This window comes from Gordonia sp. G4 (genome assembly GCF_057770005.1).
On the sequence record NZ_CM173442.1, the window covers coordinates 4,598,770 to 4,623,066 of the forward strand.

Sequence of the window (24,297 nt, forward strand, 5' to 3'; positions counted from 1 at the left end):
CTCAGAGTTCGGCCAGCGCCGCGCGGATCTCGTTGGTCGCCGCGACCGCCTCGCGGAGCGCGATCCGGGCCTCGGCCCTGCCATGCTCGGCGGTCGACAGACGTTGGCGCGCAAAGCGCAGCGACTCCTCGCAGCGCGCCAGCTCAGCCCTTAGTTCCTGAGCCCGGCCGACGACCTCGTCCACTTCCGACGACACACCGTCGACCGCCTTCGAGGCATCGTCGAGGTCGGATCGCGCAGCCCGCTCCCCCGCCTCCGCGTCGGCCAGCCGGGCCTCGAGCTCACGGCGTTCGCGTTCGCTGTCGGAGTCGTCCGACGGGGTCGGCTCATCTGGGTCGTCGGCCGTACCTCCCGCATCGTCGACCTCCGGCTCGTCCTCGCCCCGTTCCGGTGACGGCTCCGGCACCACGAACACGCCGGCGGGTCCGAAGCCGCTGTACTCGGCAGACGCGGTGAGATTGCCCCGCAACACCTGCTCGAGTACCTCCTGGTCGGCCACCGCGGCGCGCAGTGTCTGCGTGACCTCTCGAACGGCACCGTCCGCCAGCCTCACCTGACGGTCAGCCGCTGCCCTCGCGACCGCGGTCACCGACGAGCTGATCAGCTCCTGGCGGCGCCGGGACAGTGCCCGAATCTTGTCGACCGCCGAGCGGCGCTGCGCCGCAGTCAATTCCGACGCCAACTCGGCGATGAGCGCACTGTCGTCGGGGTACGCGCGCACCCACTGGTTGATCGCCCAGGCCGATTGCGTTGGTCGCCGCAGCTTTTCGATCCGACCGGCGAGTTCGCGGTCGCCATCCGCCTTCACCTCACGAGCCAGTTCATTCCGGCGGGTCACGAACGCGCCGGGCGCGAGACCGTAGAGCTCGTCGACGATCTCGTCGTAACGGGTCATCAGCTCACCCGCGAACGAGTCGGCGTCGCTGTCGGCATGAGCCGATCCTACGACTTCGGGGGTGATCGGCACCTCACTTCCCCACATAAACTTGAATGGTTCCAGAAAAGTGGGCACGATGGGCGTCATGCTCACCGACGACGACTGCACCCGGCACCTGCGGGCGGCCGGACTGCGGGTCACTCGTCCGCGCATCGCGGTGATGCAGGCCGTCCGGGCCCACCCCCACGCCGACACCGACGAGGTGCTGCGTTCGACTCGCGCACGGCTGCCCGAGGTCTCGCAACAGACGGTGTATGACGTTCTGGGCGTGTTGACTTCGGCCGGCCTGATCCGACGTATCCAACCGTCGGGCCACGTGTCTCGATATGAGTCACGGGTCGGGGACAACCACCACCACGTGATATGCCGTACATGCGGGTCCATCGGTGACGTCGACTGCGCAATCGGCGAAGCCCCGTGCCTGACCCCGTCCGACGACCGAGGTTTCGTCATCGACGAAGCCGAGGTCATCTACTGGGGCTACTGCTCCGACTGCATCCCCGACCGATAACCCCGACGACCGACATCGCACCGACTCTGTGATCGCCGACCCGGCGATCACAGTTCTCTCCGTGCCCGAAAGGAAACCCCAGATGGCCCAGCACGACCCCACGTCCGTCTCCGACGCGCGGGAACACCCCCCGATCGCCGAGGCGAACACCGAGCCCGCGACCGGCGGATGCCCGGTCGCACACGGTAGGCTCAAGCCGCCGACCCAGGGCGGCGGCAACCGCGACTGGTGGCCGAATCAATTGAATCTGAAAGTCCTCCAGCACAATCCGGATGTCGCGAATCCGATGGACGCCGACTTCGACTACGACTCGGCCCTCGAGACCCTCGACGTCGAGGCTCTGCGCGCGGATCTGACAGCGCTCATGACCGATTCCCAGGACTGGTGGCCCGCCGACTTCGGACACTACGGCGGTCTGTTCGTCCGCATGTCCTGGCACGCCGCGGGCACCTACCGCGTGGAGGACGGACGCGGTGGCGCCGGCGCCGGAATGCAACGATTCGCCCCGCTCAACAGCTGGCCGGACAACGCCAACCTGGACAAGGCGCGCCGCCTGCTGTGGCCGATCAAGAAGAAGTACGGCAAGGCCCTGTCCTGGGCCGACCTGCTGGTCTTCGCCGGAAATGTCGCGCTGGAGTCGATGGGATTCGCCACCGCGGGCTTCGCATTCGGTCGCGTCGACGAGTGGGAGCCCGACGAGGTGTACTGGGGACCCGAACTCGAGTGGCTCGCCGATCACCGGTACTCGGGCAACCGCGAACTCGAGAAACCCCTTGCCGCAGTGCAGATGGGCTTGATCTATGTGAATCCGGAAGGGCCGAACGGCAATCCGGACATCCTCGCATCCGCGGTGGACATCCGCGAGACGTTTGCGCGTATGGCGATGAACGACGTCGAGACCGCCGCACTGATCGTCGGCGGCCACACCTTCGGCAAGACCCACGGTGCCGGTGACGCCGGGCTGGTGGGTCCCGAACCGGAGGCCGCCGCCGTCGAGGACGCCGGCCTCGGCTGGGCCAGCTCACACGGCTCCGGCAAGGGTGCGGATGCGATCACCAGCGGACTCGAGGTGATCTGGAATCCCACTCCGACCACCTGGGACAACGCATTTCTCGAAACTCTCTATGGCTATGAGTGGGAGCTCTACAAGAGTCCGGCCGGGGCCAACCAGTGGCGCCCGAAAGACGGAGCCGGAGCAGGCACCGTCCCGAAGGCGTTCGGCGACGACAGGACTCATCCGTCGATGCTGACCACGGACCTCGCGATGCGGTACGACCCCGGTTTCGAGCAGATCACCCGGCGCTGGCTGGACCACCCCGAGGAACTGGCCGATGAGTTCGCCAAGGCCTGGTTCAAGCTCCTGCACCGCGACATGGGGCCCGCCGTCCGTTATCGCGGGCCGCTGGTCCCGACCGAGACCTACCTCTGGCAGGACAATGTCCCGGCGCATGAGGGACCGGTCGTGTCCGAAGCCGACGTGGCGATCCTGAAGGGGATGCTGCTCGACTCGGGATTGACTGTCGCGCAACTCGTCAAGACCGCCTGGGCGGCGGCGTCGAGTTTCCGCGGCAGCGACAAGCGCGGCGGCGCCAACGGCGGCCGCATCCGGTTGCAACCGCAGTCGGAGTGGGAGGTGAACGAGCCCACCGAGCTGGCGGCCGTGATCGACACCCTCGAAGGGATCCGGGACTCGTTCATCGGTGAGGCCGGCGCGACGATCTCCTTCGCCGACCTGGTGGTGCTCGGCGGTGCGGCGGCCGTCGAGAAGGCCGCGCGGGACGCGGGCGTGGACATCACCGTGCCGTTCACCCCGGGTCGCACCGACGCCTCCCAGGAGGAGACCGACGTCGAGTCCTTCGCGTACCTCGAGCCCAAGGCCGACGGGTTCCGCAACTACATGGCCGAGGGCAGTGATCTCCCGGCCGAGTTCACCCTCGTCGACAAGGCAGCGCTGTTGACCCTCAGCGCACCCGAGATGACGGTGCTGGTGGGCGGACTCCGAGTGCTGGGCAACAACTTCGGCGGCTCATCTGCGGGTGTTCTGACCGATCGCCCCGGCATCCTCACGAACGATTTCTTCGTCAACCTGCTCGACATGTCGACGGCCTGGTCGGCCTCGGATGAGGAGAACGTCTACATCGGTCGGGATCGCGCCACCGGTGAGCAGGTCTGGACCGGTACCCGCGCCGATCTGGCGTTCACGTCGAACTCCCAGCTGCGCGCTCTCGCCGAGGTCTACGCGACCGACGACGCCGCCGAGAAGTTCGTGAACGACTTCGTCGCGGCCTGGGACAAGGTGATGAACCTGGACCGGTTCGACCTCTGATCGAGGCGGCGCACCTCGTCACCACGACGGTCAGAACGTGGCGGCGGCACCCTTGGCGGGTGCCGCCGCCACGGCGTTCGGCATCACCCGGCACACACGGGCATCCGCAACTATGCTGGCGCTTTCCCTGAAGTGGCGGGTGACCGTCTCGACAGAAGTGAGGACGATGACGATGTCCGGCGAACACAGGTCCCTGGGCCACATCCGACTGACCTCCCACAGCGGCGGGATCGACGCGCCGTCCATCCACTGGGGGGCCGCCACCGCGGCCGAGCGCGGTCCCGTCATCGGGACCACGGGCACGCGTGGGCATCGCAATGTCATCGGCACCCACAGCGGCTCCTACAGCGTGTACCGCGCCCTGGCCGTCGCCGCCGGCGCCCTGGCGCGCGAGCACCGGGCCGACCTCACCAACACCTCGCCCACCGACCACATCGGACCGTATCCACAGTGGGGTGACCCGCGCGCCATCGTCTCGATGGATCCCTGGGGTGCCACGGTCGCCGAGAGTTTCCCCGACGAGATCGGGCGCGGTTACGACATCCGGCCCACCATCGCGGTGACCAAGGCGCACGTCATCCTCCCAGAGATCGCCGAGGCGATCGAGAAAGGTCGTCTCATCCCCGACGGCGAGGTCCTGCTGCCCAGTGGCGCCGCGCTGGTCACGAAGGCGGCCGTGGAGCCGGTGTGGCATCTGCCCGGCGTCGCCGATCGCTTCGGATGCTCGGAAGCCGAGCTGCGTCGGGTGTTGTTCGAGGAGACCGGCGGCATGTACCCCGAACTCGTGACCCGCTCGGACCTGGAGGTGTTCCTGCCACCCATCGGCGGCCAGACGGTCTACATCTTCGGCGACCCCCGCGACCTCGCCGATTCGTCGGTGGAACTCACCGCACGCGTCCACGACGAGTGCAACGGTTCCGACGTCTTCGGCTCCGACATCTGCACGTGCCGTCCGTATCTGACGCACGCGATCGAGGAGTGCATCCGCGGGACCCAGCGCGGCGGCGTCGGCCTGGTCGCCTACTCCCGCAAGGAGGGACGCGCGCTCGGCGAGGTCACCAAGTTCCTCGTCTACAACGCCCGCAAACGTCAGCTCGGCGGCGACACCGCCGATCAGTACTTCGCACGCACCGAATGCGTTGCGGGCGTTCAGGACATGCGGTTCCAAGAGCTCATGCCCGACGTCCTGCACTGGTTCGGCATCACCAGGATCCACCACCTGGTGTCGATGTCGAACATGAAATACGACGCCATCACCGGCTCGGGCATCGAGGTCGGCGAACGCGTGAACATCCCCGACGAACTGATCCCCGCCGACGCCCGGGTCGAGATCGACGCGAAAATGGCTGCCGGCTACTTCACCCCCGGACCTGTCCCGGACGCCGAACAGTTGCGACAGGTCAAGGGTCGGGCGCTCTGATGGCCGGTGCGCCGGACGTGGAGTTGTCGGCTTCCCAGGCCGGTCGGATGCTTCGGTCCACCGCCACCATCCGGAGCCGATCGCGGCAGCTCCTGGAACGAGCGCGGTCCGGCGAGTCGTCGTGGTTCGTGGTTCGCGACGAGGCACTGGACGCGGCGGCCGACCTCGTCGCGGAGACGACACTGTCACGATATCCCGACGGGGACATACCTTTTCACAGTCGATGGCGACACTTCGAGGCCGGCGGCGTCGACCGCCTCGGCGCGATCGATGCCGCCTTGCCCGCGGCCGGTTCGGCCGAGCGGACCCGCGCCCTCGTCGACGTCGTGCTCGTCAGTGTCCTGCTCGACGCCGGGGCCGGACCCGAGTGGTCCTACCGCGAGCAGTCGAGCGATCTCGTCCTCACGCGTTCGGAGGGACTCGGCGTCGCGAGCTGGGTGGCCTTCTGCGACGGGCTGTTCTCGAGTGACCCGACCGATCCCCTGCGAGTCGACGCCGGCGGTCTGAGCCGGATCAGTGCCGACACTCTCGGCGCCGCCTTCCAGACAGGTCCCGACAATCCGCTCACCGGCCTCTCCGGACGAGTCGATCTGCTGCGCCGACTGGGTGAGACCCTGTCCCGCCGGCCCGAGATCTTCGGTCCGGACGCGCGGCCCGGCGGCCTGTTCGACCACCTCACCCGCGGTGGGCGCTCGGAGGTGTCCGCGGTGGACATCCTGAGTGGCATCCTCGAATACCTGGGCCCGATCTGGCCGTCGGACAACGCGATCGACGCCAATCCACTGGGTGACTGCTGGCATCACGACGCCGTCGTCGGTCCGGGTCTGACAGCAGGCTGGGTGCCGTTCCACAAACTGTCGCAGTGGCTGACCTACTCACTGCTGGAGCCGTTCCGGTGGTCCGGTGTCCGGGTGACCGGACTCGACGAGCTGACCGGTCTCCCCGAGTATCGCAACGGCGGACTTCTGATCGACTCCGGGGTACTCGAGCTCCGCGACGAGGGCTGGGCGGATCGCGAGTGGGAGGTCGGCGACGAGCTCGTCGTCGAATGGCGTGCGCTCACCGTCGCCCTGATCGACGAGATCGCCGACCTCGTGCGCAAGCGGCTCGGCGCGGATACGACCACCATGCCGCTGGCCTGCGTGCTCGAGGGCGGGACATGGGCGGCCGGTCGTGTTCTGGCGAACCGGATTCGAGATGGTCTGCCGCCCTTGTCGATACGCAGCACCGGCACCGTGTTCTGAGCACCGGCGTCCAGACCACGACCCGATCCACACATCGCTTCACACACTCGACCGAGAGGTATTCATGGGCAGCGTCGCCGTCATCGACCATCCGCTGGTGCAACACAAGCTGACGCTGATGCGTCGCAAGGAAACGTCGACCAACGACTTCCGCCGCCTCCTCGACGAGATCTCGATCCTGATGGCGTACGACGTCCTGCGCGACATCCCGATGCACGAGATCACCATCGACACGCCACTCGAGACCACCACCGCGCGAGTCATCGACGGCAAGAAGCTGGTGTTCGCCGCCGTCCTGCGTGCCGGTGCGGGCATCGCCGACGGCATGCTGACGGTGGTCCCGGGCGCGCGCGTCGGCCACATCGGTCTCTACCGTGACCCGAAGACCATGGTCGTCGTCGAGTACTACTTCAAGATGCCGTCGGAGCTGTCCGAACGTGACGTCGTGATCGTCGATCCACTGCTGGCGACCGGCCATTCGGCCGTCGCCGCCATCGACCGCATCAAGGAGTACGGTCCGAAATCCATCAAGTTCGTCTGCCTGCTCGCCTGCCCGGAGGGCATCGAGGTACTGCACCACTCGCACCCCGACGTGCCGATCTACACCGCAGCGGTCGATCGGGAACTCGACGACAACGGCTTCATCCGCCCCGGGCTCGGCGATGCGGGCGACCGCATCTTCGGGACCGCGTGAGGCCGGCGATCCGCGGGTGATGCCCGTCTAGGACACCTGCCAGGCCACGGCGGCACCGATCGCCCCGGTCGCGTTCAGGGCCCAGTGGAGCGCGATGGGCGCGAGCAGGCTCGTGGTGCGCTGCCGGAGCCAGCCCAGCACGAAACCCGCGACCGCGGTCGCGAGCACGGCTCCGGCGATGCCGACGATCTGCGCCACCGTCCCGGCGCCCAAGATGCCGCTCAGTCCTTCGTTGCCCGCGGTGAGCCCCGTCGAGGACAGGATGTGCCAGAGGCCGAAGGCGATCGCGCCGACGACCAGCGTCGTCAACGGGGCGAACAGCCGGCCCAGAACCCCTTGCAGCACACCGCGGAACAAGACCTCCTCCGGGAGAACCGTCTGCAGCGGAATGATCACAAATGCCGCGAGAAGGGCCTCGGAGGTGTCGTCGTACCGGTCGGACAGGAAGAACTCACGCGTGGCCGGGATCGCGACCGCCGTGGACACCACGGCGGCGACCACGAGGACCGCTGCCACGGCAACCGGGATCCCGGCGCGCAGCTCCGCGCGGCTCAGGCCGAGGTCCCGCCAGCCGAGGCCGGCGAGACGAGCGATGACCACGGCCACGACGGCGGCCACGGGGACGATCGCCACCGACACCGCATCTTCGGTGAGATGCGCGCCCACGTTCACCGCGACGAGAAGCGCGACCACCACGATCAACAGCGCGACGTCGGTGCGCCGGGAGGGGGTGATCACCCGTCGAGTCTGCCCCACCGCGTCCCTGCGGTGCCGGTGAACGAGACCGCGGTGTCGCAGAATGATGCGGTGCCCGGATCCGCGACCGTCGTCGACCGCCTCGAACGCCATCAGGTGGTGCTGTATCTCGGCGCGATCCTCACCGGGCTGGTCGCCGGTGTGGTGGTTCCCGGTCCTGCCGAGTTGCTCGAGGCGGCGATCACGCCACTGCTCGCAGCGCTGCTCTACGTCACCTTCTTGCAGATCCGCCTGTCGGACCTGCTGGCTTCGTGGCGCGACCGCCGGTTCATGGCGGCGGTGTTGCTCCTGAACTTCGTCCTCGCCCCGCTGCTGATCGCGGTACTGTCCCTCGCCCTGCCCGCCGACGACGCGATACGGCTCGGTGCTCTGTTGGTGCTGCTGTGCCCGTGCGTCGACTACGTCGTCGTGTTCGCCGGACTCGGCGGCGGTGACGCCCGTCGACTGCTCGCGGCCACGCCACTGCTGCTCCTCGCCCAGATGCTGATGACACCGCTCTACCTGCTGGTACTGCTCGGCGACGGGCGGTCGGTGATCGAGCCGGAGCCCTTCCTCTGGGCGTTCCTGATCCTCATCATGTGCCCGCTCGCGCTGGCGTGGGCCACCCAGGCGTGGGCGGACCGGTCCGAAGCGGGCCGCCGAACCTCGGCCGGAGCCGCCACCACCATGGTCCCCCTGATGATGGCCGTTCTCTTCGTCGCGGTGAGTTCTCAGGTGCCCCTTGTCGGTTCACGCTTCGCCGAGATCGCCGGCGTCATCCCGGTCTTCGCCGCGTTCCTGGTGATCATGGTCGCGATCGGGTTCGGGGTGACGCGCTCGTTCCGGCTCGCCCCGGAACCCTCGACCGCGGTCGTCTTCTCCGGTGCCACCCGCAACTCGCTCGTCGTCCTACCGCTCGCGCTGGCCCTGCCGGTCGGAGCGGAACTGGCCGCCGCGACGGTGATCACCCAGACGCTCGTCGAACTGCTCGGGATGGTCGTTCTCGTGTGGGCCTTCACTTGTGTGGCACGTCGGCGCTGAGGCCACCATCCATCACGAATTCGGCGCCGGTCGCGTACGACGACTCGTCGCTGGCCAGGAACACCACGAAGGTCGACACCTCGCGCGACTCCGCGGCCCGGCCCATCGGCACGGTCACCATGTCGTCGGGAATCCCCTCGGTCATCGGCGTCCGGATGAGACCCGGGTGGATGGAGTTCACCCGCACGTTGTGCGGAGCCAGTTCGAGCGCAACCGATTTCGCCAGACCGCGCACTCCCCACTTGCTTGCGACGTAACCGTGCGCCCAGGGACTGCCACGCAGACCCTCCACCGACGAGACGTTGATGATCGACCCGCCGCCCGCATCGATCATCAGATCGGCGACCGCCTGGATACCGAGGAACGTGCCCGTGAGGTTCACATCCAGGATCTGCTTCCATTTGTCGAGCCGGAACTTCTGGATCGTCGAGCCGTTCACGATGCCTGCGTTGTTCACCAGGACGTTGACCTTGCCGAACTCGTCGACCGCGGTCGACACGGCGCTCTGCCAGTCCTCGGGTGAGGTGACGTCGAGGTGGACGTAGCGTGCCGCGTCCCCCAGTTCGGCGGCCAGCGCCTTGCCCTCGTCGTCGAGGATGTCGCCGATCACCACCTTCGCGCCCTCCGCGACGAGGGCCCGGGCGTGTTCGGCTCCCATCCCCCGCGAACCGCCGGTGATCACTGCAACCTTGTCGTCTACGCGTCCCATGGGGCGCAACGCTACCGCGATGAGATCGAAAATAGAACAGGTTCCACCGAGAAATGGTCTACTGAACAGACAAACGTCCGGACAGGTGTACACCATGCCCGACCGGCGACTACCGAGCGCAAGGAGTTCCACGTCATGTCCATCCGGGTAGCTCTCGTCGGAACCGGCAACGTCGGCCGGTTGTGCCTCACCCAACTGATCGAGGACTCGCGGTTCGAGCTCACGGCGGTGTCCGTGTCAACACCGGAGAAGGTCGGAGTCGACGCCGCGACGCTGGCCGGAGTGGAGGCGCCCACCGGAGTCCTGGCGGTGGGCGACCTCGACGAGGCGATAGCGACCGAGCCGGACTGCGTCGTGTACTGCGCGATGGGCGACACCCGGCCCGTCGAGGCGTTCGACGACGTGGTGCGCGTACTGGCCGCGGGCATCGACGTCGTCGGTTCCTCGCCCAACACGCTCCAGTACCCGTGGGGCGTGATGCCCGCGAAGGCCATCGCCAAGATCGACGAGACCGCCGCGGCCAGCGGGGCCAGCCTGTTCGTCACGGGCGTCGATCCCGGCTTCGCCAACGATCTCATCCCGTTCGTGTTCGCGGGAACCTGCCAGCGGATCGAGCAGGTGCGCTGCATGGAGATCGCCGACTACGCGACCTATGACGGGGCGACGGTGATGTTCGACGTCATGGGCTTCGGCAAACCGCTCGACGAGACACCCATGCTGTTCCTCCCGGGTGTGCTGGGTCTGGCGTGGGGGACGACGATCCGGCAACTGGCCGCCGGTCTCGGCGTCACGATCGACGAGATCGACGAGGTCTTCGAAAGCGAGCCCGCGCCCGAAGATTTCGACATCGCGGCCGGGCACATCGCCGCGGGCACCCGCGCCGCCGTGCGGTTCGAGATCATCGGCAAGGTGGCCGGTGAACCGGTGATCGTCATCGAGCACGTGACGCGGCTTCGGGGCGACCTCCGGCCGGACTGGGCCCAACCCGCCCAGCCGGGCGGGTGCTATCGCGTCGAGATCACCGGCGAACCGTCCTACACCGTCGACATCTGTCCGACGAGCCGCAAGGGCGACCACAATCACGCCGCCATCGTCGCCGCCGCAGGCCGGATCGTGAACGCGATCCCGGCGGTCGTCGACGGACCCGCGGGACTCCGCACCACGCTCGACCTCCCCCTCGTGACGGGTCCAGGGGTTTCGACAGGCTCAACCGGCAGATGAACCGCTCAACGGCAGGTTGACGATCAACGGCAGGTTGACGCTCCACCGCCGGGGAGACCTCGGCATGCCTTCTCGCTCAGACCATCCCGGCGTCGTGCATGAGGATCGCGACCTGGACACGGTTGCTCGCATCGAGCTTGGTGAAGATGTGCGAGATGTGCGCCTTGACCGTGGCGAGACTCATGTAGAGGCGTTCGGCGATCTCGGCGTTGGACGCGCCGCGGGCCAGTTCGACGGCCACGTCCCGCTCGCGCGCCGTGAGCTGGTCGACGCGCCCCGCCGCAGAAGATGCGCGATGGCCACCGGTGCTCACGACCTGCTTGATCAGGGCGGCGGTCACGGCGGGACTCAGGGCCGGCCGGCCGTCGAGCACGTCATGGATGGCGGCGACGATGTCGTCGGGTGGAGTGTCCTTCAGAAGGAACCCGTCCGCGCCCATCGCCAGTGCGCGGACCACGTAGTCGTCGGCGTCGAAGGTCGTGAGGACGATGACCGCAGGCGCCGAGGACAGGGCTTTGAAGCGGCCGGTTGCCGCGATCCCGTCGAGGATCGGCATCCGTAGATCCATCAGGACGAGGTCCACGGGTCCGGCGCCATGGGTGTCGAGGGCCTCCTGCCCGTTGCTCGCCTCGGCGACGATGTCCAGACCCGAGTCGCCGCCGAGGAGAAGCCGGAGTCCCGAGCGGACGAGCGGGTCGTCGTCGACGATCATGATGCGGGCGGTCATGACTGCCACGGTAGCCACACGTGCAACAGGAAGCGCTTGTCCTCGCTGACCGTCACCGACTGTCGGCCGCCGTGCAGCTCGACCCGCTCGGCCAGACCCACGAGGCCGAACCCGGGTGTGGGACGACTCGAACCCATCGACAGCGGTAGCGGATTCTCGACGAGCAGATCCACTCCGTGATCCGGACCGCCGCGGATGTGCATGGTCACCGGCGCGCTCGGTGAGTGGCGGCGCGCGTTGGTCAAGGCCTCCTGCACACACCGGTACAACGTCCGCGAGATCGCCGGACCCAGTGAGGTCACGTCGATGTCGCAGCGGCTCTCCACCCGCATACCCAGCCGGCGCGCCTCCTCGATGAGCGCGGACAGGTCCGGAACACCTTGCGGTTCCTCCGGAGTGGCGTCACCGGGGCCTTCGCGCAGAACCCCGAGCACCTCCCGCAGTTCGGTCAGCGCCAGGTGTGAGGTCTCCTGGATGGTCTGCGCCGTCTCGCGGATCTGCTCGCCGGACAGGTCCGAACGGTAGGCCAGCGCACCCGCCGACATACTCATCGCCGAGATGCGGTGAGCGAGGATGTCGTGCATCTCCCGCGCGATCCGTGCCCGTTCCAGCGATCGTGCCTGCATGACCTTCGCCTGCTGCTCGGCCTCCGAGGCGAGCGCGCGCGCCCGCCAGCTCGCGAGAAGCTCACGGCGCGAACCGATGTAGAGACCCCACGCAACCATTGCCGCCGTCGCGACCACCGTGACCGTGTACTGGACGATGACCGGATCGCTCGCCTCGGTGGGCGTGGCGAAGAACTCGAGGGCGATGATCCCCGCGCCGACGGACAGCACGGCCTGCGGGATGATCTCGCGCCACCGTCGCCGGGTGGACAGGGACACCATGGCGAGAATCCCCGGTCCGAGCGACGACGACGACATGATCGTCACGAGGTTCGTGAAGGTCGTCACCGGTACGGGATGGCTTCGGCGCCACCAGATGACGACGTAGGAGAGCACCCCGAGCGCGAGGTCGGTGATGAACCACCACCGGGCCTCGTCCCAGAGGTACGACGCGCGCGTGGCGAAGGCGCCGACCGAGATGCAGAGCATCACCGCGAGCCGCCACAGTCGGCCGGTCCACGTCATCGGGGGTTGGTACTGCTCAGGACGCACACCGTCACCGTAGTCGTGCGGCGTCGTCGATCGCGTCCGACCGATGGGTGCCGACCCCTACGACTTTCGGCCGATACGACGGTGTCCGGATGCCCGATGTGATCGTCACCTGCGAAGGACACGATGGACGCCATGATCACTGTGAAGAATTTGACGAAGCGATACGGCGACTACGTCGCGGTCGACGACGTGTCCTTCACCTGCCGGCCCGGGCAGGTGACCGGATTCCTCGGTCCCAATGGAGCCGGGAAGTCGACGACGATGCGGATCATCGCCGGACTGACGCCGCCGACTTCCGGAGTGGCACATCTGTACGGCGTCGACTACCGGATGATCCCGAATCCGGCGACACAGGTCGGCATCCTCCTGGACGCCTCGGCCCAACATGCCGGCCGAACCGGCGCGGAGGTGCTGCGACTGTCGGCCATGACCATGGGCATCGGCCGCGACCGCGTCGACGAGATGCTCGAACTGGTGAGCCTGACCCCGGAGGAGGCCGGACGGCGGGTCCGCAACTATTCACTCGGTATGCGCCAACGGCTCGGCATCGCCGCGGCCCTGCTGGGCGATCCGAAGATCCTCATCCTCGACGAACCGGCCAACGGACTCGACCCGGCCGGGATCCACTGGATGCGAACCCTGCTGCGCGGATATGCCGATCGCGGCGGGACGGTGCTGCTGTCGTCGCATCTGCTGCACGAGATCGAGATCGTCGCCGACGACATTGTCGTGATCGGCAACGGCCGGATCGTCGCGCAGGGCACCAAGGACGAGCTACTCGCCGGCGCCGGCACGCGTGTCCGGTCACTCGACGACGCAACACTCGGCGACGCGCTGACGGCCTCCGGGATCACGGTGCAGCGCAACGCTTCCGGTGGCCTCGATGTCGATGCCGAGCCGGTCGACGTCGGCCGCGTCGCGACCGCCGTCGGCGTCGTCCTCACCGAGCTGCGTCCTGCTGACGGAGCTCAGCTCGAAGCGATGTTCCTGCAGCTCACCGCCGAAACCCAGCGCGAACACACCACACTCGAAGGAGCAGCCCGATGACCGTCGCCGACTTCGGCACACCGCTACCGCCGGCCGACGTGATCGACGTCGACCGCCCCGGAATCCCGTTCTCCCGACTCGTCCGGGTCGAACTGCGCAAGCTCGTCGACACCCGCGCCGGCTTCTGGCTGACCGCCTCGATCGGCGTGATCGCGGCTGTCGTCGTCGTCGCGATGCTCATCGCCAACCGCAACACCCCCGAGAACCTGAACCTCGGACAGTTCTTCGGGATGATGAACATCCCCACGGCCATCATCCTGCCGATCCTGGCGATTCTGCTCGTGACCGGCGAGTGGAGCCAGCGCACCGCGCTGACGACGTTCACGCTCGAGCCGCGGCGGCAGCGCATCGTCGGTGCGAAGCTGGTCGCGGCGCTGCTCACCGCCATCGCGGCGGTCGCGGTCGCGCTCGTGCTCGGTGTCATCGGCAACGGGATCGCCGGTCTGGCGTTCGCCGATCCCGCCGGCTCCTGGGATCTCACCCTCGCAGGCTTCGTCAACTCGTTTGTGTCGCAAACCTTCGGGTTGCTTCTCGGGTTCGGGTTCGCCGCCCTGATCCTGAACACCCCGGGCGCGATCGTCGCGTACTTCGCCCTGCCCACCGCACTCACCGTGGTGAGCCAGCTGGTTCCGTGGTTCAAGGACAATCTCGGGCAATGGGTCGACACCGGACTGACGAACGTGCCGTTCCAGGAGGCCGACTGGGCAACCGGAGGCGAATGGGCGCGGATGCTGGTCTCGGCCGTCATCTGGATCGGACTACCCCTCGGCATCGGTGTCCTGCGAATCCTGAGGTCCGAGGTGAAGTAACGGACGCCGCCCGGTGGCACGACGGTCACGGTCGCCGTAAGCGCCGCTCCCACACCGACGATCGGTGTTACGGTTTCCGGGTTCTCGAGAAAGAGGAACCCACGTGTCGTCCACCGCACCCACCTCGCAGCCACCCGCCGCTCCGGAACCGGACGAACCGCCGGTCCCGGGGCACGCGGCGGCATCCGGCCCGGCCGACGAACCGAAGCCGTCGTGGTGGCGGCGACGGCTCCACCGGTACTCCTGCGTAGGGCTGACGGTCGCGCTCGTCTTCCTGTGGCTGTCGGTGACACCGTCGCTCCTACCCCGCGGTCCACTGTTCCAGGGCATCGTGAGCGGGGCCTCGGCCGCCGTCGGGTACGCCCTCGGTGTCGGTGTCTCGTGGCTGATCCGCTACATGATCTCCCGGGACGACCCCTGGCCGGCGCCGATGCGTCGGCTCTGGGCGGCGCTGGGCCTCGCGGCCATCGCCGGAACCGTGGTCATGCTCGTCGCCTTCCAGCGATGGCAGGACCAGATCCGGACGATGATGGGGGTCGATCTGCTGTCGTGGACGGCCTACCCGCAGATCGTGCTCATCGCCATAGTGGTCTTCGCACTGTTGATGACCATCGGCCAGGCTTGGGGCGACGGTGTCGCCTGGCTCGTCCGGAAGATCAATCGTGTTGCGCCTCCCCGCATCTCGGCCTTCGCCGCGGCGACCATCGCGATCATCGTCACGGTGCTGGTCCTCAACGGCGTGGTCGCGAACTACGGGATGTCCGCGCTGAACTCGTCCTTCGCCGCGGTCAACGACGAGACCACCGCGGATTCGAATCCGCCGACGACGCCGCTGCGTTCGGGTGGTCCGGGCTCGCTGGTGACGTGGGATTCGCTTGGGCGCCAAGGCCGCATCTTCGTCTCGGTGTCGCCGACGGTGGCCGAGTTGAGCGAGTTCAACGGCGCGCCGGCGATCGAACCGATCCGCGCCTACGTCGGACTCGGATCGGGCAAGGACCTGCGGGCCAATGCCGAACTGGCCGCCGAGGAGCTCGTCCGCGCCGGTGGGTTGCAGCGCAAGCTCATCGCGGTCGCGTCCACCACCGGAACCGGCTGGATCAACCAGGCCACCGTGGACTCCCTGGAGTACATGTACAACGGCGACACCGCGACGGTCAGCATGCAGTACTCCTACCTGCCGAGCTGGCTGTCGTTCCTCGTCGACAAGGAACGCGCCCGTCAGGCGGGGCAGGCACTCTTCGAAGCGGTCTCGGAACGGGTGCGCGAAGTTCCCGAGGCCCAGCGCCCGAAACTCGTCGTCTTCGGCGAGAGCCTCGGCTCCTTCGCGGCCGAGTCGGCGTTCGGGACCATCCCGGCGCTCAGCGCGCGCACCGACGGCGCGTTGTTCAGCGGCCCGACCTTCAACAACAAGCTGTGGGTGGACACGACCGGGTCGCGCGACGAGGGGACCCCGGAAGTCCTGCCCACCTTCGACGACGGTCGGCAGGTCCGATTCATCGCCGACGCTCCGGACCTCGACGAGCCGACCACCGAGTGGGTGTCTCCGTCGGGTCGCGCGGTGTACCTGCAACACGCCTCCGACCCGATCTCGTGGTGGAACCCCCGATTGATCCTGCGTGAACCCGACTGGCTCCAGGAGGATCCCGGCCGCGATGTGCTGTCGGCGATGCGCTGGATTCCGTTCGTGACATTCCTCCAGGTCAGCGCGGACATGGCGGTCTCGGTCGGGGTGCCCGACGGCCACGGACACAACTACCTCTCCGCGATCCCCGCGGCCTGGGCCAAGATCCTGCAGCCACCGGGCTGGACCGAGGCCAAGACCGAGAGACTGATCCCGCTGCTGACGCGGGACTGACAAGCGCCCGCCGGTCGAGCGGAGCAATTTCGGTCGGGCGCGCCGGGTCCCCGCCGTTCCATACTCAGAGGGTGAGCACTTCACCGGCCGACCGCGACCGCCTTCGGCAACTGCTCGATGCGGTGCTGTCCGAGGACAACACGTCGCTCGACGACATGGCGTCGGGTGCCTACGCGTCACCGTTCCATTTCACGCGGCAGGTGCGGCGCGGTGCCGGCGAGGCACCGGTGGCCCTGCGACGCCGCGTCCTCCTCGAACGTGCGGCGTGGTTGTTGCAGCGAGGCCAGTCGGTGACCGACGTGGCCTTCGAGTCCGGGTACTCGTCGGTGGACGGATTCGCGCGCGCGTTCAGCCGGGCCTTCGGGCACAGTCCCGGCCGGATGGGCGCGGTGGGCGAGCACAGCCACTGGCTGCCCGCGCCGAACGGCATCCACTTCCACTCACCCACCGCGCTCTACATCGACAGCGGTTCACCCACCACCGAGGATGCGGGCAACGTGGTGATGCTCATGGTTCGCCATGACCTCGACGACATCGAGGCGATTCTCGACGCCGCGAAGGGTGTCGACGCCGCGTCGTGGACGGCTCCGCGCCTGGCCGGGAACCAACCGCTGTCCTGGAGCGGACCGGAGGAGAATCTCGCTCAGGTGCTCTCGCATCTGGTCGCCGACAAGCTCCCCTGGCTGGCGACGATCGAGGGGGCCGACCTGCCACCCGCGGCGCCGACCGAACCGATCGACCTCATCGAGCTCCACCGCGACATCGCACCGCGCTGGCTGGCCCTGATCCGCGACATCGATCGCCGGGGCGCATGGCAGGACCGCGTCATCGATGCACTGTGCTATCCACCCGAGTCGTTCCTGCTCTCGCAGATCGTCGCGCACGTCCTGACGTTCTCCGCACACCGTCGACTCGTCGCCCGGTGGATGTTGCAGGACGCCGGCATCGACATGACGGCCCCCGCACTCGATCCCGACCCGATCATGTGGCACCGCAAACACTCCGGAGGATTCTGATGACCTTTCGCTACTACACGGCAACCACCCTCGACGGCTTCCTCGCCGACGACCGGGACAACCTCGACTGGCTGCTCAGCCAGCCGCTGGAGAAGGGCGGGCCGATGAACTACGACGACTTCTTCTCCCGGGTCGGTTGCGCCGTCATGGGTGCCACGACCTACAAGTGGCTTCTCGATCACGAGGTCTCCGACGGGAAACCCTGGCCGTACGAGATCCCGACGTTCATCTTCACCCACCGTGCGCTCACGCCGGTGTCGGACACCATCACGGTGGTGGCCGGGAACCCCGCAGACTTTCGCGATCGTCTCGTCGAGGCAGCCGACGGCCGGGACATCTGGATTGTGGGCGGCGGAGACCTGGCCGCGCAGTTCGCCGAGGCCGGCATGCTCGACGACGTCATCGTCACGTTCGCGCCGGTCACCCTCGGATCGGGACGTCCACTCTTCCCTCGCCCCTACGACTTCGAGCTGCAGGACTTCGCACGCAACGGCGCATTCCTGTGCGCGCGCTACTCGCCCGTCGGGCCGCGGTCGGTCTCTGCCCCGATCTGATCCCTCACGGTCTGACCGGTATCGGCCCCTGGGCGCGAAGTCAGCCCTCGCCGACCGACTTCCGCATGACGTCGGGCACCTCGCCGCGAGCCCACCGCGGCAGGATGAAGATCCCCTCCGACTCGGCGGTCACCTCTCCGCCGACCGAGATCGTTCCGGTGACGAAGGTCTTCACCCCCTCCACCCGATCGACTCGCGCCTCACCCCGGATCGGTCCGAGCGGCGTCCCGCGCCGATACCGCACGGTGAGGGTGCCGGTCATACCGGGCACGCGCTGGAACACTGCGGTCGAGCCCAGCAGTTGGTCGAAGACGAGCGCGAGCACGCCGCCGTGGACGAGTCCCGCCGGGCCCTCGTATTGGGGTCCGAGTTCGACCTCGAACCAGCTGTGGTCGGTTTCGTGACGGACCTCGACCGGCGGTGCGATCGGGTTGCGACGGCCCAGCACGGCGTTGCCCCAGGAGCGCTTCGTACCATCCGCGTTGAACCGGATGCCGAACGGACCCGGCAGCTGATCCTTCCGGAGTATCTCGGCGGCCGCCGCGATGAGTCGCCTCGCCTCCTCGATGTCGGAATCGCCGACCTCGGTGCGTACGGTCGCGTCGATCAGGTCCCGGACGCTGCCCGCGATCGCAGACGCGAGTTCGGCCCGGTGCGCGAGCTCCTCCGGATCGATGTCCTCCTGGATGTATCCGCTCATGGACTCATCTAACAGGGCTCGATGTGTGATGGTCGTCGCAACCCGGGCCGGCCGTCGGAACCGACGCATCGTCGGCGGATCCGATCTCGGACAGTCCTGACCGCCGAGTAGGCTCCCTCGCATGACAGACCATGCCTGGAACGATCGCGCCTGGACCGCGTTCGACGTCACCGTCGCCGACCACATCGCCGAGGTCACCCTCACCGGCCCGGGCAAGGGCAACGCCATGGGACCGGACTTCTGGCGGGAACTCCCCGAGTTGTTCGGACACCTCGACACCGATCCCGCGGTGCGCGCGGTGGTGCTGACGGGGTCGGGGAAGAACTTCTCCTACGGTCTCGACCTCGTCGCGATGGGCGGGACACTGTCCGGTGTTCTCGCCGGGGACGCCAAGGCGGCGCCACGGACCGAGTTCCTCGACTCGCTACGCACACTGCAGGCCGGGATCACCGCGGTCGCCGACTGTCGCAAGCCCGTGGTCGCGGCAGTGTCCGGCTGGTGCATCGGCGGCGGGGTCGACCTGATCTGCGCAGCAGACGTGCGCTACGCGAGCACCGACGCCACGTTCAGTGTGCGCGAGGTCAAGGTCGGCATGGTCGCCGACGTGGGCACGCTCGCACGGCTGCCGTTCATCATCGGCGACGGCCACCTGCGCGAGCTGGCGCTGACCGGCAAGGACATCGACGCCGCTCGTGCCGAGAAGATCGGTCTCGTCAACGACGTCGCCGACGATCAGGACGCCGTCCTCGAACTCGCCCGGACAACCGCTCGCGAGATCGCGGACAACCCGCCGCTGGTCGTCCACGGCATCAAGTCCGTGCTCGACCATTCGCGCAGCGCCGCCGTCCACGACAGCCTCCGCTACGTCGCGGCATGGAACTCGGCATTCCTGCCCAGTGAGGACCTCTCCGAGGCCATTACCGCCGTCTTCGAGAAGCGCAAACCCGAGTTCAAGGGGCGCTGAGCCGGCGGTTCACCACGCGCGGTACACCTCCCCGGACAGCGGGTGCGCGTTGTCGAGATCGGCCAGGAGTCGCACGCCGTCGAACGGCCTGCCGTGCGGCGGTGCGACCGTCACGCCTGGGGATCGGCGAGACACGCTGTCCACGAATCGGTTTCGGAGTCGGTCACTCGCCGACATCACGCCTCCCACCCAACTCACGCGTGCGGGGTCGTCAGTGCCGTGGCCGCTGCGGTCCAGGGCGGTGACCGCCGCGGTGGCCAGTTCGTCGGCCGCATCGTCGATGATCCGCTGTGCCACCGCATCCCGGTCCTCCGACGCGGCGTCGACCGTCCGCGCGAAGCCGGCGACGCGCGCGACCCGGTCGGGATCGGCCTGCACCACCATGTACAACTCCGGCAGCGGACCGAACTCCTCCTCCGCGGCCATGCGCAGCGTAGTGTCGGGTCCCCGGCCGTCGAAGGCGCGGAGGGCTGCCGCGATCCCCGAGCGCCCGATCCAGTACGCACTGCCTGCGTCACCGAACAGGTGACCCCAGCCGTCGACGCGGCACACCCCGCCGCGGCCGACGCCGAGTGTGACCACGCCCGTCCCCACCGCGGTGACCGCACCGAACTCGTCGCGATTGGCGGCCAGATAGGCGGTCACCGAATCGTGGGCGAGCGCAACGGAAACGACGCCGACGCCGGCAAGTGCCTCGAGCAGGTCGACCGGGCGAGAGGCGTCGGGGGTCAGGCCGGACACCCCGGCCGCGATCACCGACCGGCCGACCGACTCATCGGCCGCCGGCTGGCCGGCCCCCGCGTCGAGGATGTCCCGCACCGTCGTGGCGATCTGCTCCACGACCGGCCGGTCGGTACGGATCGGCGGTGCCTCGTGGTCGGCGGCACCGCCGGCCGTCTCGATGCGGACGCGGGTACCGGTCTGGCCGCCGTCGATCAGGATGCGCGTCGCGCTGTCACCGGTGGGCATGGATCGCACGCTACCCGGGTGATCGCCGGCCTCGAGAGGGTCGCGCATATCGACGGCATCGTCGACCGCCGAGAGCACCTCGACGGCGTCGGCGGGATGTGCGGGGAGTCGACGCCGAGGCCGGGACGCACATGACACACTGGGCGCATGAGTGTGCGGCGCGGACTCGCGGTGAAGATCGGTTCGATCTCCTGGATGCCTCGGTTTCTCCCGCAGATCGTCAAGTGCGACAGCGTGATCCAATCGGTGTCGGGCAACCGGCTCAGCTTGCTCGACATCGGTGACCTGCCGAACATCACGATCCGGGTTCCGGGACGCAAGAGCGGCGCGATCCGGACGACGCAGCTCCTCGCCGCCCCGGACGGGTCGGACTGGCTGATCGCGGGGTCGTACTTCGGCGGCCCGAAGATGCCGGCGTGGGTGTTCAATCTCCGAGCTGCCGACGAGATCGAGATCGTCGTCCACGGCGAGGTGTCCGCAGCCGTGCCCACCGAACTGTTCGGCGCCGACCGGGACGCGGCCTGGCAGACACTGCGCACCGTCTGGCCCAACTTCGATCTGTACGAGCAACGCACCGACCGCCGTATCCCGGTGTTCCGGCTGCGGCCACTGACCTGATGCCGGTCAGCCGTCGGTGACGAACTCCGGTCGGCTGTCGGTGAGATCGACATGGCCCACGAGATACTGCTCGTCGACCGTCTCGACCCGCGGCCCGTCGGCGTCGTAGTCGGGGGTGTAGGACACCCGCCAGCGCACGGGTCCGACCACATCGACGACCCCCAGACCGGATCCGCTCCGAGTGCCCCTGTCCCCCGGTGCATCCGAACCCGGATCCCGGAGCAGATATCGCAGACCGGACAAGTCCCTCGGCGCGGTCCACCGCACACTGCCGTCGACCGCGGAGCGATACAGCCGTTGGGTGCAGCCCTCGACCTGCCGGCCCGCATCGGCGCGGCTCGACGCCGCACACGCGGTCAGGTGGGCCGACACCGCGTCGCTGACGGCCCCGGTGCCGGCGGCACTCAGCTCGCCGACGACCCGCACCGTCATGGGTGCTCGCGGCGTGGTCGGGTGATCGTCATCCGACGCGCGCGCGACGAAATCGGTGTCGCGGGAGCCCCAGCGCTGCGGTCCGGGGAACAGATGGACCGTGTCGCCCTCCTCGACCTCCGCACCGAAGAGCGTCGGCTGCACGACAGCCAGCGAGACGATCCGAACCGCGACCGCGCCGTCGACGACCGCCCACCCGTCGGCGACCCGCGTGGTCCGGATCTCGGTGTCGACCACCCGCGTCCCCATTCGGTACCGCGCCCGGACCTTCGCCTCCGGTTCGCCGTCGGCCGCAGGCTGCACCTCGATGTCGCCGAGAGGTGCGGCAGCGCGTTGTGCGCGCAGGACGTTGTCGGTCAGGAACCGCGCATCGGGACGCGGGTCGATCACGCCCAGAGCGGCGTCGGCGTCGGCGTCGGCAAGTGCATCGAGATAGGTGCGGACGGCGTCGGCCGGGGTGGCCGCCCGCTCGTCTTCGCGGGCCAGACCGACGACGAGCGCGGCTACCAGCACCATCGTCAGGACAACCGCCACGCCGCCGAAGACGATGATCCGTCTCCGGCGGCTCACCGGCGGCCTGTCCGTGGTCCGGCTGGAGCGATCAGGACTCCGAACCGGCCGCCGACCCGTTCCCGGTGAACGCCTCGGTGAGGCGGCCGGCGAGGATCTTCGCGAACTCGGCCGGGTCGTCGAGCTCGCCGCCCTCGGCGATGACGGCCATGCCGTACAGCAGCTTCGCGGTGGGCACGAGCTGCTCGTGATCACCCGCTCCGTAGGCCTTGTTCAGAGCGGCGACGAGTGGGTGATCGGGGTTGAGTTCGAGGGCCCGCTTGGACTTGGGGAACTCCTGCCCCGACGCCCGGTACAGCTTCTCCAGCTGCGGTGACATCGAGAACGTGTCACCGACGAGACATGCCGGCGATTCGGTCAGGCGCGAGGAGAGCCGCGTCTCGCTGACATCGTCGGAGAGGGTGCTCGTGAGCCACTCCAACAGATCCGCGTAGGTCTTGTTCTGCTCTTCCTTGGCGGAGTCGTCGGTGTCCTCGTCGTCACCCTCGAGGTCGACAGCACCCTTGGCGATCGACTGGAACGTCTTGCCGTCGAACTCCGCGCCCGCCGAAACCCACATCTCGTCGACGGGATCGGACAGGACGAGGACCTCGATCCCCTTGGCGCGGAACGCTTCCATGTGCGGCGAGTTCACGATCTGCTGACGCGATTCGCCCGTCATGTAGTAGATCGTGTCCTGACCGCTCTTCATCCGGCCGATGTAGTCGGCGAGTGTGGTCAGCTCATCCTCGGAGTGGGTGGTGGCGAACGACGACGCCTTCAGGAGCGCATCGCGGTTGTCCGGGTCGTTGACGAGCCCTTCCTTGAACACCCGGCCGAAGGCATCCCAGAAGGTGCGGTAGTCCTCGGGACGACCGGCGCGCATCTCGGTGACCGTCGAGATGACCTTCTTCGTCAGACGGCGACGGATGGCACGGATCTGACGATCCTGCTGCAGGATCTCCCGGGACACGTTCAGCGAGAGGTCGGCCGCGTCGACGACACCCTTCACGAAGCGCAGATACTCCGGCATCAGTTCGGCGCAGTCGTCCATGATGAAGACGCGCTTGACGTAGAGATGGATGCCGACCTTGCTGTCCCGCATGAACAGGTCGAACGGCGGCTGCGTCGGGATGAACAGCAGGGCCTGGTACTCGAAGGTGCCCTCGGCCTGCAGCGTGATGGTCTCCAGCGGCGAATCCCAGGCATGGGAGACGTGCCGGTAGAACTCCTGGTACTCCTCGTCGGTCACTTCCGAGCGCGACTTGGCCCAGAGCGCCTTCATCGAGTTGATCGTCTCCGGCTCGACGATCGTCGTCGTCTCCGGTGTCTTCGCCTCGCCCGCGTCCTCGGTGTCGGCGTCGGGGGTCTCCACCGGGACCGTCTTCTCGACGTTCATCCGGATCGGCCACGCGATGAAGTCCGAGTACCGCTTCACGAGCTGACGGAGCTTGGTCTGATCCGAATAGTCGTAGAGGTGGTCCTCGGTGTCGACGGGCTTGAGCGCCAACTTGACCGAGGTGCCCTGCGGCGCGTCGGGGACATCGTCGATCGTGTACGTGCCGTCACCGGTCGACTCCCAGCGGGTACCGGTGGTCTCCCCCGCCTTGCGGGTCACCAGGGTGACCTTGTCGGCGACCATGAACGTCGAGTAGAAGCCGATACCGAACTGGCCGATCAGTTCCTCGGCAGCCGCGTCGGACACCCCGTTCGCACGTGCCTCCGTGAGCGATCGGCGTAGTTCGGCCGTGCCCGAACGGGCCAGCGTGCCGATCAATCCGACGACCTCGTCACGGGTCATGCCGATCCCGTTGTCGGCGACGACCAGCGTCCGTGCCTCCGCGTCCGGGTCCAGGGTGATGTGGAGATCGGAGGTGTCGACGTCGAGGTCCTTGTCGAGCAGGGACTCGAGCCGCAGCTTGTCCAGCGCGTCGGATGCATTCGAGATCAACTCGCGCAGGAAGCTGTCCTTGTTCGAGTAGATCGAGTGCACCATGAGATCCAGCAGCTGCCGGGTCTCGGCCTGGAACTCGTGGACTTCGGGCTGAGCGCTCATCGCAGA

Annotated in this window: 23 protein-coding genes; 14 read left to right on the forward strand and 9 right to left on the reverse strand. The window is 68.0% G+C overall.

Annotation, left to right across the window (positions count from 1 at the left end; translation table 11 throughout):
* Position 1: 1 nt before the first annotated feature.
* Entirely contained in the window at positions 2–895 is an 894-nt protein-coding gene (locus tag AC3B5T_RS20925; protein ID WP_055475443.1) for a hypothetical protein, read from the reverse strand.
* Positions 896–1,022: 127 nt separating this feature from the next.
* Between AC3B5T_RS20925 and AC3B5T_RS20930 the strand changes: the two genes are divergently transcribed.
* The 5 genes from AC3B5T_RS20930 to upp all read left to right on the forward strand — a co-directional run bounded on the left by AC3B5T_RS20930 (position 1,023) and on the right by upp (position 7,132).
* Positions 1,023–1,448, forward strand: coding sequence for a Fur family transcriptional regulator (locus AC3B5T_RS20930; protein WP_055475442.1), 426 nt, complete (start codon positions 1,023–1,025; stop codon positions 1,446–1,448).
* Between the two features lie 82 nt (positions 1,449–1,530).
* Positions 1,531–3,774 carry a catalase/peroxidase HPI gene (gene katG / locus AC3B5T_RS20935; protein ID WP_055475441.1) on the forward strand — a complete coding sequence of 748 codons (2,244 nt, stop codon included), beginning with the start codon at positions 1,531–1,533 and terminating at the stop codon, positions 3,772–3,774.
* Between the two features lie 172 nt (positions 3,775–3,946).
* On the forward strand, positions 3,947–5,194 hold the full coding sequence (locus AC3B5T_RS20940) for a GTP cyclohydrolase II (protein ID WP_010842474.1): 1,248 nt from the start codon (positions 3,947–3,949) through the stop codon (positions 5,192–5,194).
* A complete protein-coding gene (locus AC3B5T_RS20945; protein ID WP_055475425.1) occupies positions 5,194–6,438 on the forward strand; it encodes a DUF1688 family protein in 1,245 nt (414 codons plus the stop codon). The genes AC3B5T_RS20940 and AC3B5T_RS20945 overlap by 1 nt, the downstream gene beginning before the upstream one ends.
* A 64-nt stretch (positions 6,439–6,502) precedes the next feature.
* Positions 6,503–7,132 carry a uracil phosphoribosyltransferase gene (gene upp / locus AC3B5T_RS20950; RefSeq protein ID WP_055475424.1) on the forward strand — a complete coding sequence of 210 codons (630 nt, stop codon included), beginning with the start codon at positions 6,503–6,505 and terminating at the stop codon, positions 7,130–7,132.
* Positions 7,133–7,159: 27 nt separating this feature from the next.
* Here the strand turns inward: upp and AC3B5T_RS20955 are convergent, their stop codons facing one another.
* Positions 7,160–7,870, reverse strand: coding sequence for a CPBP family intramembrane glutamic endopeptidase (locus AC3B5T_RS20955; RefSeq protein ID WP_055475423.1), 711 nt, complete (start codon positions 7,868–7,870; stop codon positions 7,160–7,162).
* A gap of 51 nt (positions 7,871–7,921) precedes the next feature.
* Here AC3B5T_RS20955 and AC3B5T_RS20960 point away from each other — a divergent pair, with 51 nt between their 5' ends.
* A complete protein-coding gene (locus tag AC3B5T_RS20960; protein ID WP_488357890.1) occupies positions 7,922–8,908 on the forward strand; it encodes an arsenic resistance protein in 987 nt (328 codons plus the stop codon).
* On the opposite strand, the gene AC3B5T_RS20965 is transcribed toward AC3B5T_RS20960, so the two are convergent.
* Complete coding sequence (locus AC3B5T_RS20965; protein ID WP_044506750.1) at positions 8,883–9,617, reverse strand: glucose 1-dehydrogenase; 735 nt, start codon at positions 9,615–9,617, stop codon at positions 8,883–8,885. The two genes, AC3B5T_RS20960 and AC3B5T_RS20965, sit on opposite strands and share 26 nt — an antisense overlap.
* A gap of 135 nt (positions 9,618–9,752) precedes the next feature.
* On the opposite strand from AC3B5T_RS20965, the gene AC3B5T_RS20970 reads away from it, so the two are divergent.
* Complete coding sequence (locus AC3B5T_RS20970) at positions 9,753–10,838, forward strand: NAD(P)H-dependent amine dehydrogenase family protein (RefSeq protein ID WP_488357891.1); 1,086 nt, start codon at positions 9,753–9,755, stop codon at positions 10,836–10,838.
* 76 nt (positions 10,839–10,914) lie between these two features.
* Here AC3B5T_RS20970 and AC3B5T_RS20975 read toward each other — a convergent pair whose 3' ends face one another.
* A complete protein-coding gene (locus AC3B5T_RS20975; RefSeq protein WP_488357892.1) occupies positions 10,915–11,565 on the reverse strand; it encodes a response regulator in 651 nt (216 codons plus the stop codon).
* Positions 11,562–12,695, reverse strand: coding sequence for a sensor histidine kinase (locus AC3B5T_RS20980; protein WP_488357893.1), 1,134 nt, complete (start codon positions 12,693–12,695; stop codon positions 11,562–11,564). Before AC3B5T_RS20980 ends, AC3B5T_RS20975 begins: the two co-directional genes overlap by 4 nt.
* Before the next feature lie 150 nt (positions 12,696–12,845).
* Between AC3B5T_RS20980 and AC3B5T_RS20985 the strand changes: the two genes are divergently transcribed.
* The 5 genes from AC3B5T_RS20985 (at position 12,846) to AC3B5T_RS21005 (ending at position 18,003) form a co-directional block, all read left to right on the forward strand.
* Positions 12,846–13,769: an ABC transporter ATP-binding protein gene (locus AC3B5T_RS20985; RefSeq protein ID WP_488357894.1), complete on the forward strand. Its 924-nt coding sequence runs from the start codon at positions 12,846–12,848 to the stop codon at positions 13,767–13,769.
* Positions 13,766–14,578 carry an ABC transporter permease gene (locus AC3B5T_RS20990; protein ID WP_488357895.1) on the forward strand — a complete coding sequence of 271 codons (813 nt, stop codon included), beginning with the start codon at positions 13,766–13,768 and terminating at the stop codon, positions 14,576–14,578. Before AC3B5T_RS20985 ends, AC3B5T_RS20990 begins: the two co-directional genes overlap by 4 nt.
* A gap of 103 nt (positions 14,579–14,681) precedes the next feature.
* The gene (locus AC3B5T_RS20995) at positions 14,682–16,433 is read left to right on the forward strand and encodes an alpha/beta hydrolase (protein WP_488357896.1); all 1,752 of its coding nucleotides are present in this window, start codon (positions 14,682–14,684) and stop codon (positions 16,431–16,433) included.
* A 71-nt stretch (positions 16,434–16,504) separates the two neighbouring features.
* Positions 16,505–17,449, forward strand: coding sequence for a helix-turn-helix transcriptional regulator (locus tag AC3B5T_RS21000; protein WP_488357897.1), 945 nt, complete (start codon positions 16,505–16,507; stop codon positions 17,447–17,449).
* Positions 17,449–18,003, forward strand: coding sequence for a dihydrofolate reductase family protein (locus AC3B5T_RS21005; protein WP_488357898.1), 555 nt, complete (start codon positions 17,449–17,451; stop codon positions 18,001–18,003). The genes AC3B5T_RS21000 and AC3B5T_RS21005 overlap by 1 nt, the downstream gene beginning before the upstream one ends.
* A 40-nt stretch (positions 18,004–18,043) precedes the next feature.
* Here AC3B5T_RS21005 and AC3B5T_RS21010 read toward each other — a convergent pair whose 3' ends face one another.
* Positions 18,044–18,703 carry a PaaI family thioesterase gene (locus AC3B5T_RS21010; protein ID WP_488357899.1) on the reverse strand — a complete coding sequence of 220 codons (660 nt, stop codon included), beginning with the start codon at positions 18,701–18,703 and terminating at the stop codon, positions 18,044–18,046.
* 121 nt (positions 18,704–18,824) lie between these two features.
* Here AC3B5T_RS21010 and AC3B5T_RS21015 point away from each other — a divergent pair, with 121 nt between their 5' ends.
* The gene (locus AC3B5T_RS21015) at positions 18,825–19,667 is read left to right on the forward strand and encodes a crotonase/enoyl-CoA hydratase family protein (RefSeq protein ID WP_488357900.1); all 843 of its coding nucleotides are present in this window, start codon (positions 18,825–18,827) and stop codon (positions 19,665–19,667) included.
* Positions 19,668–19,676: 9 nt separating this feature from the next.
* Here the strand turns inward: AC3B5T_RS21015 and AC3B5T_RS21020 are convergent, their stop codons facing one another.
* Positions 19,677–20,636 (reverse strand): N-acetylglucosamine kinase, encoded by a 960-nt coding sequence (locus AC3B5T_RS21020; protein WP_055475439.1) that lies wholly within the window; start codon positions 20,634–20,636, stop codon positions 19,677–19,679.
* 147 nt (positions 20,637–20,783) lie between these two features.
* On the opposite strand from AC3B5T_RS21020, the gene AC3B5T_RS21025 reads away from it, so the two are divergent.
* Entirely contained in the window at positions 20,784–21,254 is a 471-nt protein-coding gene (locus AC3B5T_RS21025; RefSeq protein ID WP_055475411.1) for a nitroreductase family deazaflavin-dependent oxidoreductase, read from the forward strand.
* Between the two features lie 6 nt (positions 21,255–21,260).
* Here AC3B5T_RS21025 and AC3B5T_RS21030 read toward each other — a convergent pair whose 3' ends face one another.
* Positions 21,261–22,256 (reverse strand): hypothetical protein, encoded by a 996-nt coding sequence (locus tag AC3B5T_RS21030; RefSeq protein ID WP_055475410.1) that lies wholly within the window; start codon positions 22,254–22,256, stop codon positions 21,261–21,263.
* A 31-nt stretch (positions 22,257–22,287) separates the two neighbouring features.
* Complete coding sequence (gene htpG, locus AC3B5T_RS21035; protein WP_055475409.1) at positions 22,288–24,291, reverse strand: molecular chaperone HtpG; 2,004 nt, start codon at positions 24,289–24,291, stop codon at positions 22,288–22,290.
* Positions 24,292–24,297: the final 6 nt, after the last annotated feature.

Bases quoted from the DNA above. Each gene is read 5' to 3' on its own strand.
- AC3B5T_RS20925 (WP_055475443.1), bottom strand. From the start codon at position 895: ATGACCCGTTACGACGAGATCGTCGACGAGCTCTACGGTCTCGCGCCC.
- AC3B5T_RS20930 (WP_055475442.1), top strand. From the start codon at position 1,023: ATGCTCACCGACGACGACTGCACCCGGCACCTGCGGGCGGCCGGACTG.
- katG (WP_055475441.1), top strand. From the start codon at position 1,531: ATGGCCCAGCACGACCCCACGTCCGTCTCCGACGCGCGGGAACACCCC.
- AC3B5T_RS20940 (WP_010842474.1), top strand. From the start codon at position 3,947: ATGTCCGGCGAACACAGGTCCCTGGGCCACATCCGACTGACCTCCCAC.
- AC3B5T_RS20945 (WP_055475425.1), top strand. From the start codon at position 5,194: ATGGCCGGTGCGCCGGACGTGGAGTTGTCGGCTTCCCAGGCCGGTCGG.
- upp (WP_055475424.1), top strand. From the start codon at position 6,503: ATGGGCAGCGTCGCCGTCATCGACCATCCGCTGGTGCAACACAAGCTG.
- AC3B5T_RS20965 (WP_044506750.1), bottom strand. From the start codon at position 9,617: ATGGGACGCGTAGACGACAAGGTTGCAGTGATCACCGGCGGTTCGCGG.
- AC3B5T_RS20970 (WP_488357891.1), top strand. From the start codon at position 9,753: ATGTCCATCCGGGTAGCTCTCGTCGGAACCGGCAACGTCGGCCGGTTG.
- AC3B5T_RS20975 (WP_488357892.1), bottom strand. From the start codon at position 11,565: ATGACCGCCCGCATCATGATCGTCGACGACGACCCGCTCGTCCGCTCG.
- AC3B5T_RS20980 (WP_488357893.1), bottom strand. From the start codon at position 12,695: ATGACGTGGACCGGCCGACTGTGGCGGCTCGCGGTGATGCTCTGCATC.
- AC3B5T_RS20985 (WP_488357894.1), top strand. From the start codon at position 12,846: ATGGACGCCATGATCACTGTGAAGAATTTGACGAAGCGATACGGCGAC.
- AC3B5T_RS20990 (WP_488357895.1), top strand. From the start codon at position 13,766: ATGACCGTCGCCGACTTCGGCACACCGCTACCGCCGGCCGACGTGATC.
- AC3B5T_RS21005 (WP_488357898.1), top strand. From the start codon at position 17,449: ATGACCTTTCGCTACTACACGGCAACCACCCTCGACGGCTTCCTCGCC.
- AC3B5T_RS21010 (WP_488357899.1), bottom strand. From the start codon at position 18,703: ATGAGCGGATACATCCAGGAGGACATCGATCCGGAGGAGCTCGCGCAC.
- AC3B5T_RS21015 (WP_488357900.1), top strand. From the start codon at position 18,825: ATGACAGACCATGCCTGGAACGATCGCGCCTGGACCGCGTTCGACGTC.
- AC3B5T_RS21020 (WP_055475439.1), bottom strand. From the start codon at position 20,636: ATGCCCACCGGTGACAGCGCGACGCGCATCCTGATCGACGGCGGCCAG.
- AC3B5T_RS21025 (WP_055475411.1), top strand. From the start codon at position 20,784: ATGAGTGTGCGGCGCGGACTCGCGGTGAAGATCGGTTCGATCTCCTGG.
- htpG (WP_055475409.1), bottom strand. From the start codon at position 24,291: ATGAGCGCTCAGCCCGAAGTCCACGAGTTCCAGGCCGAGACCCGGCAG.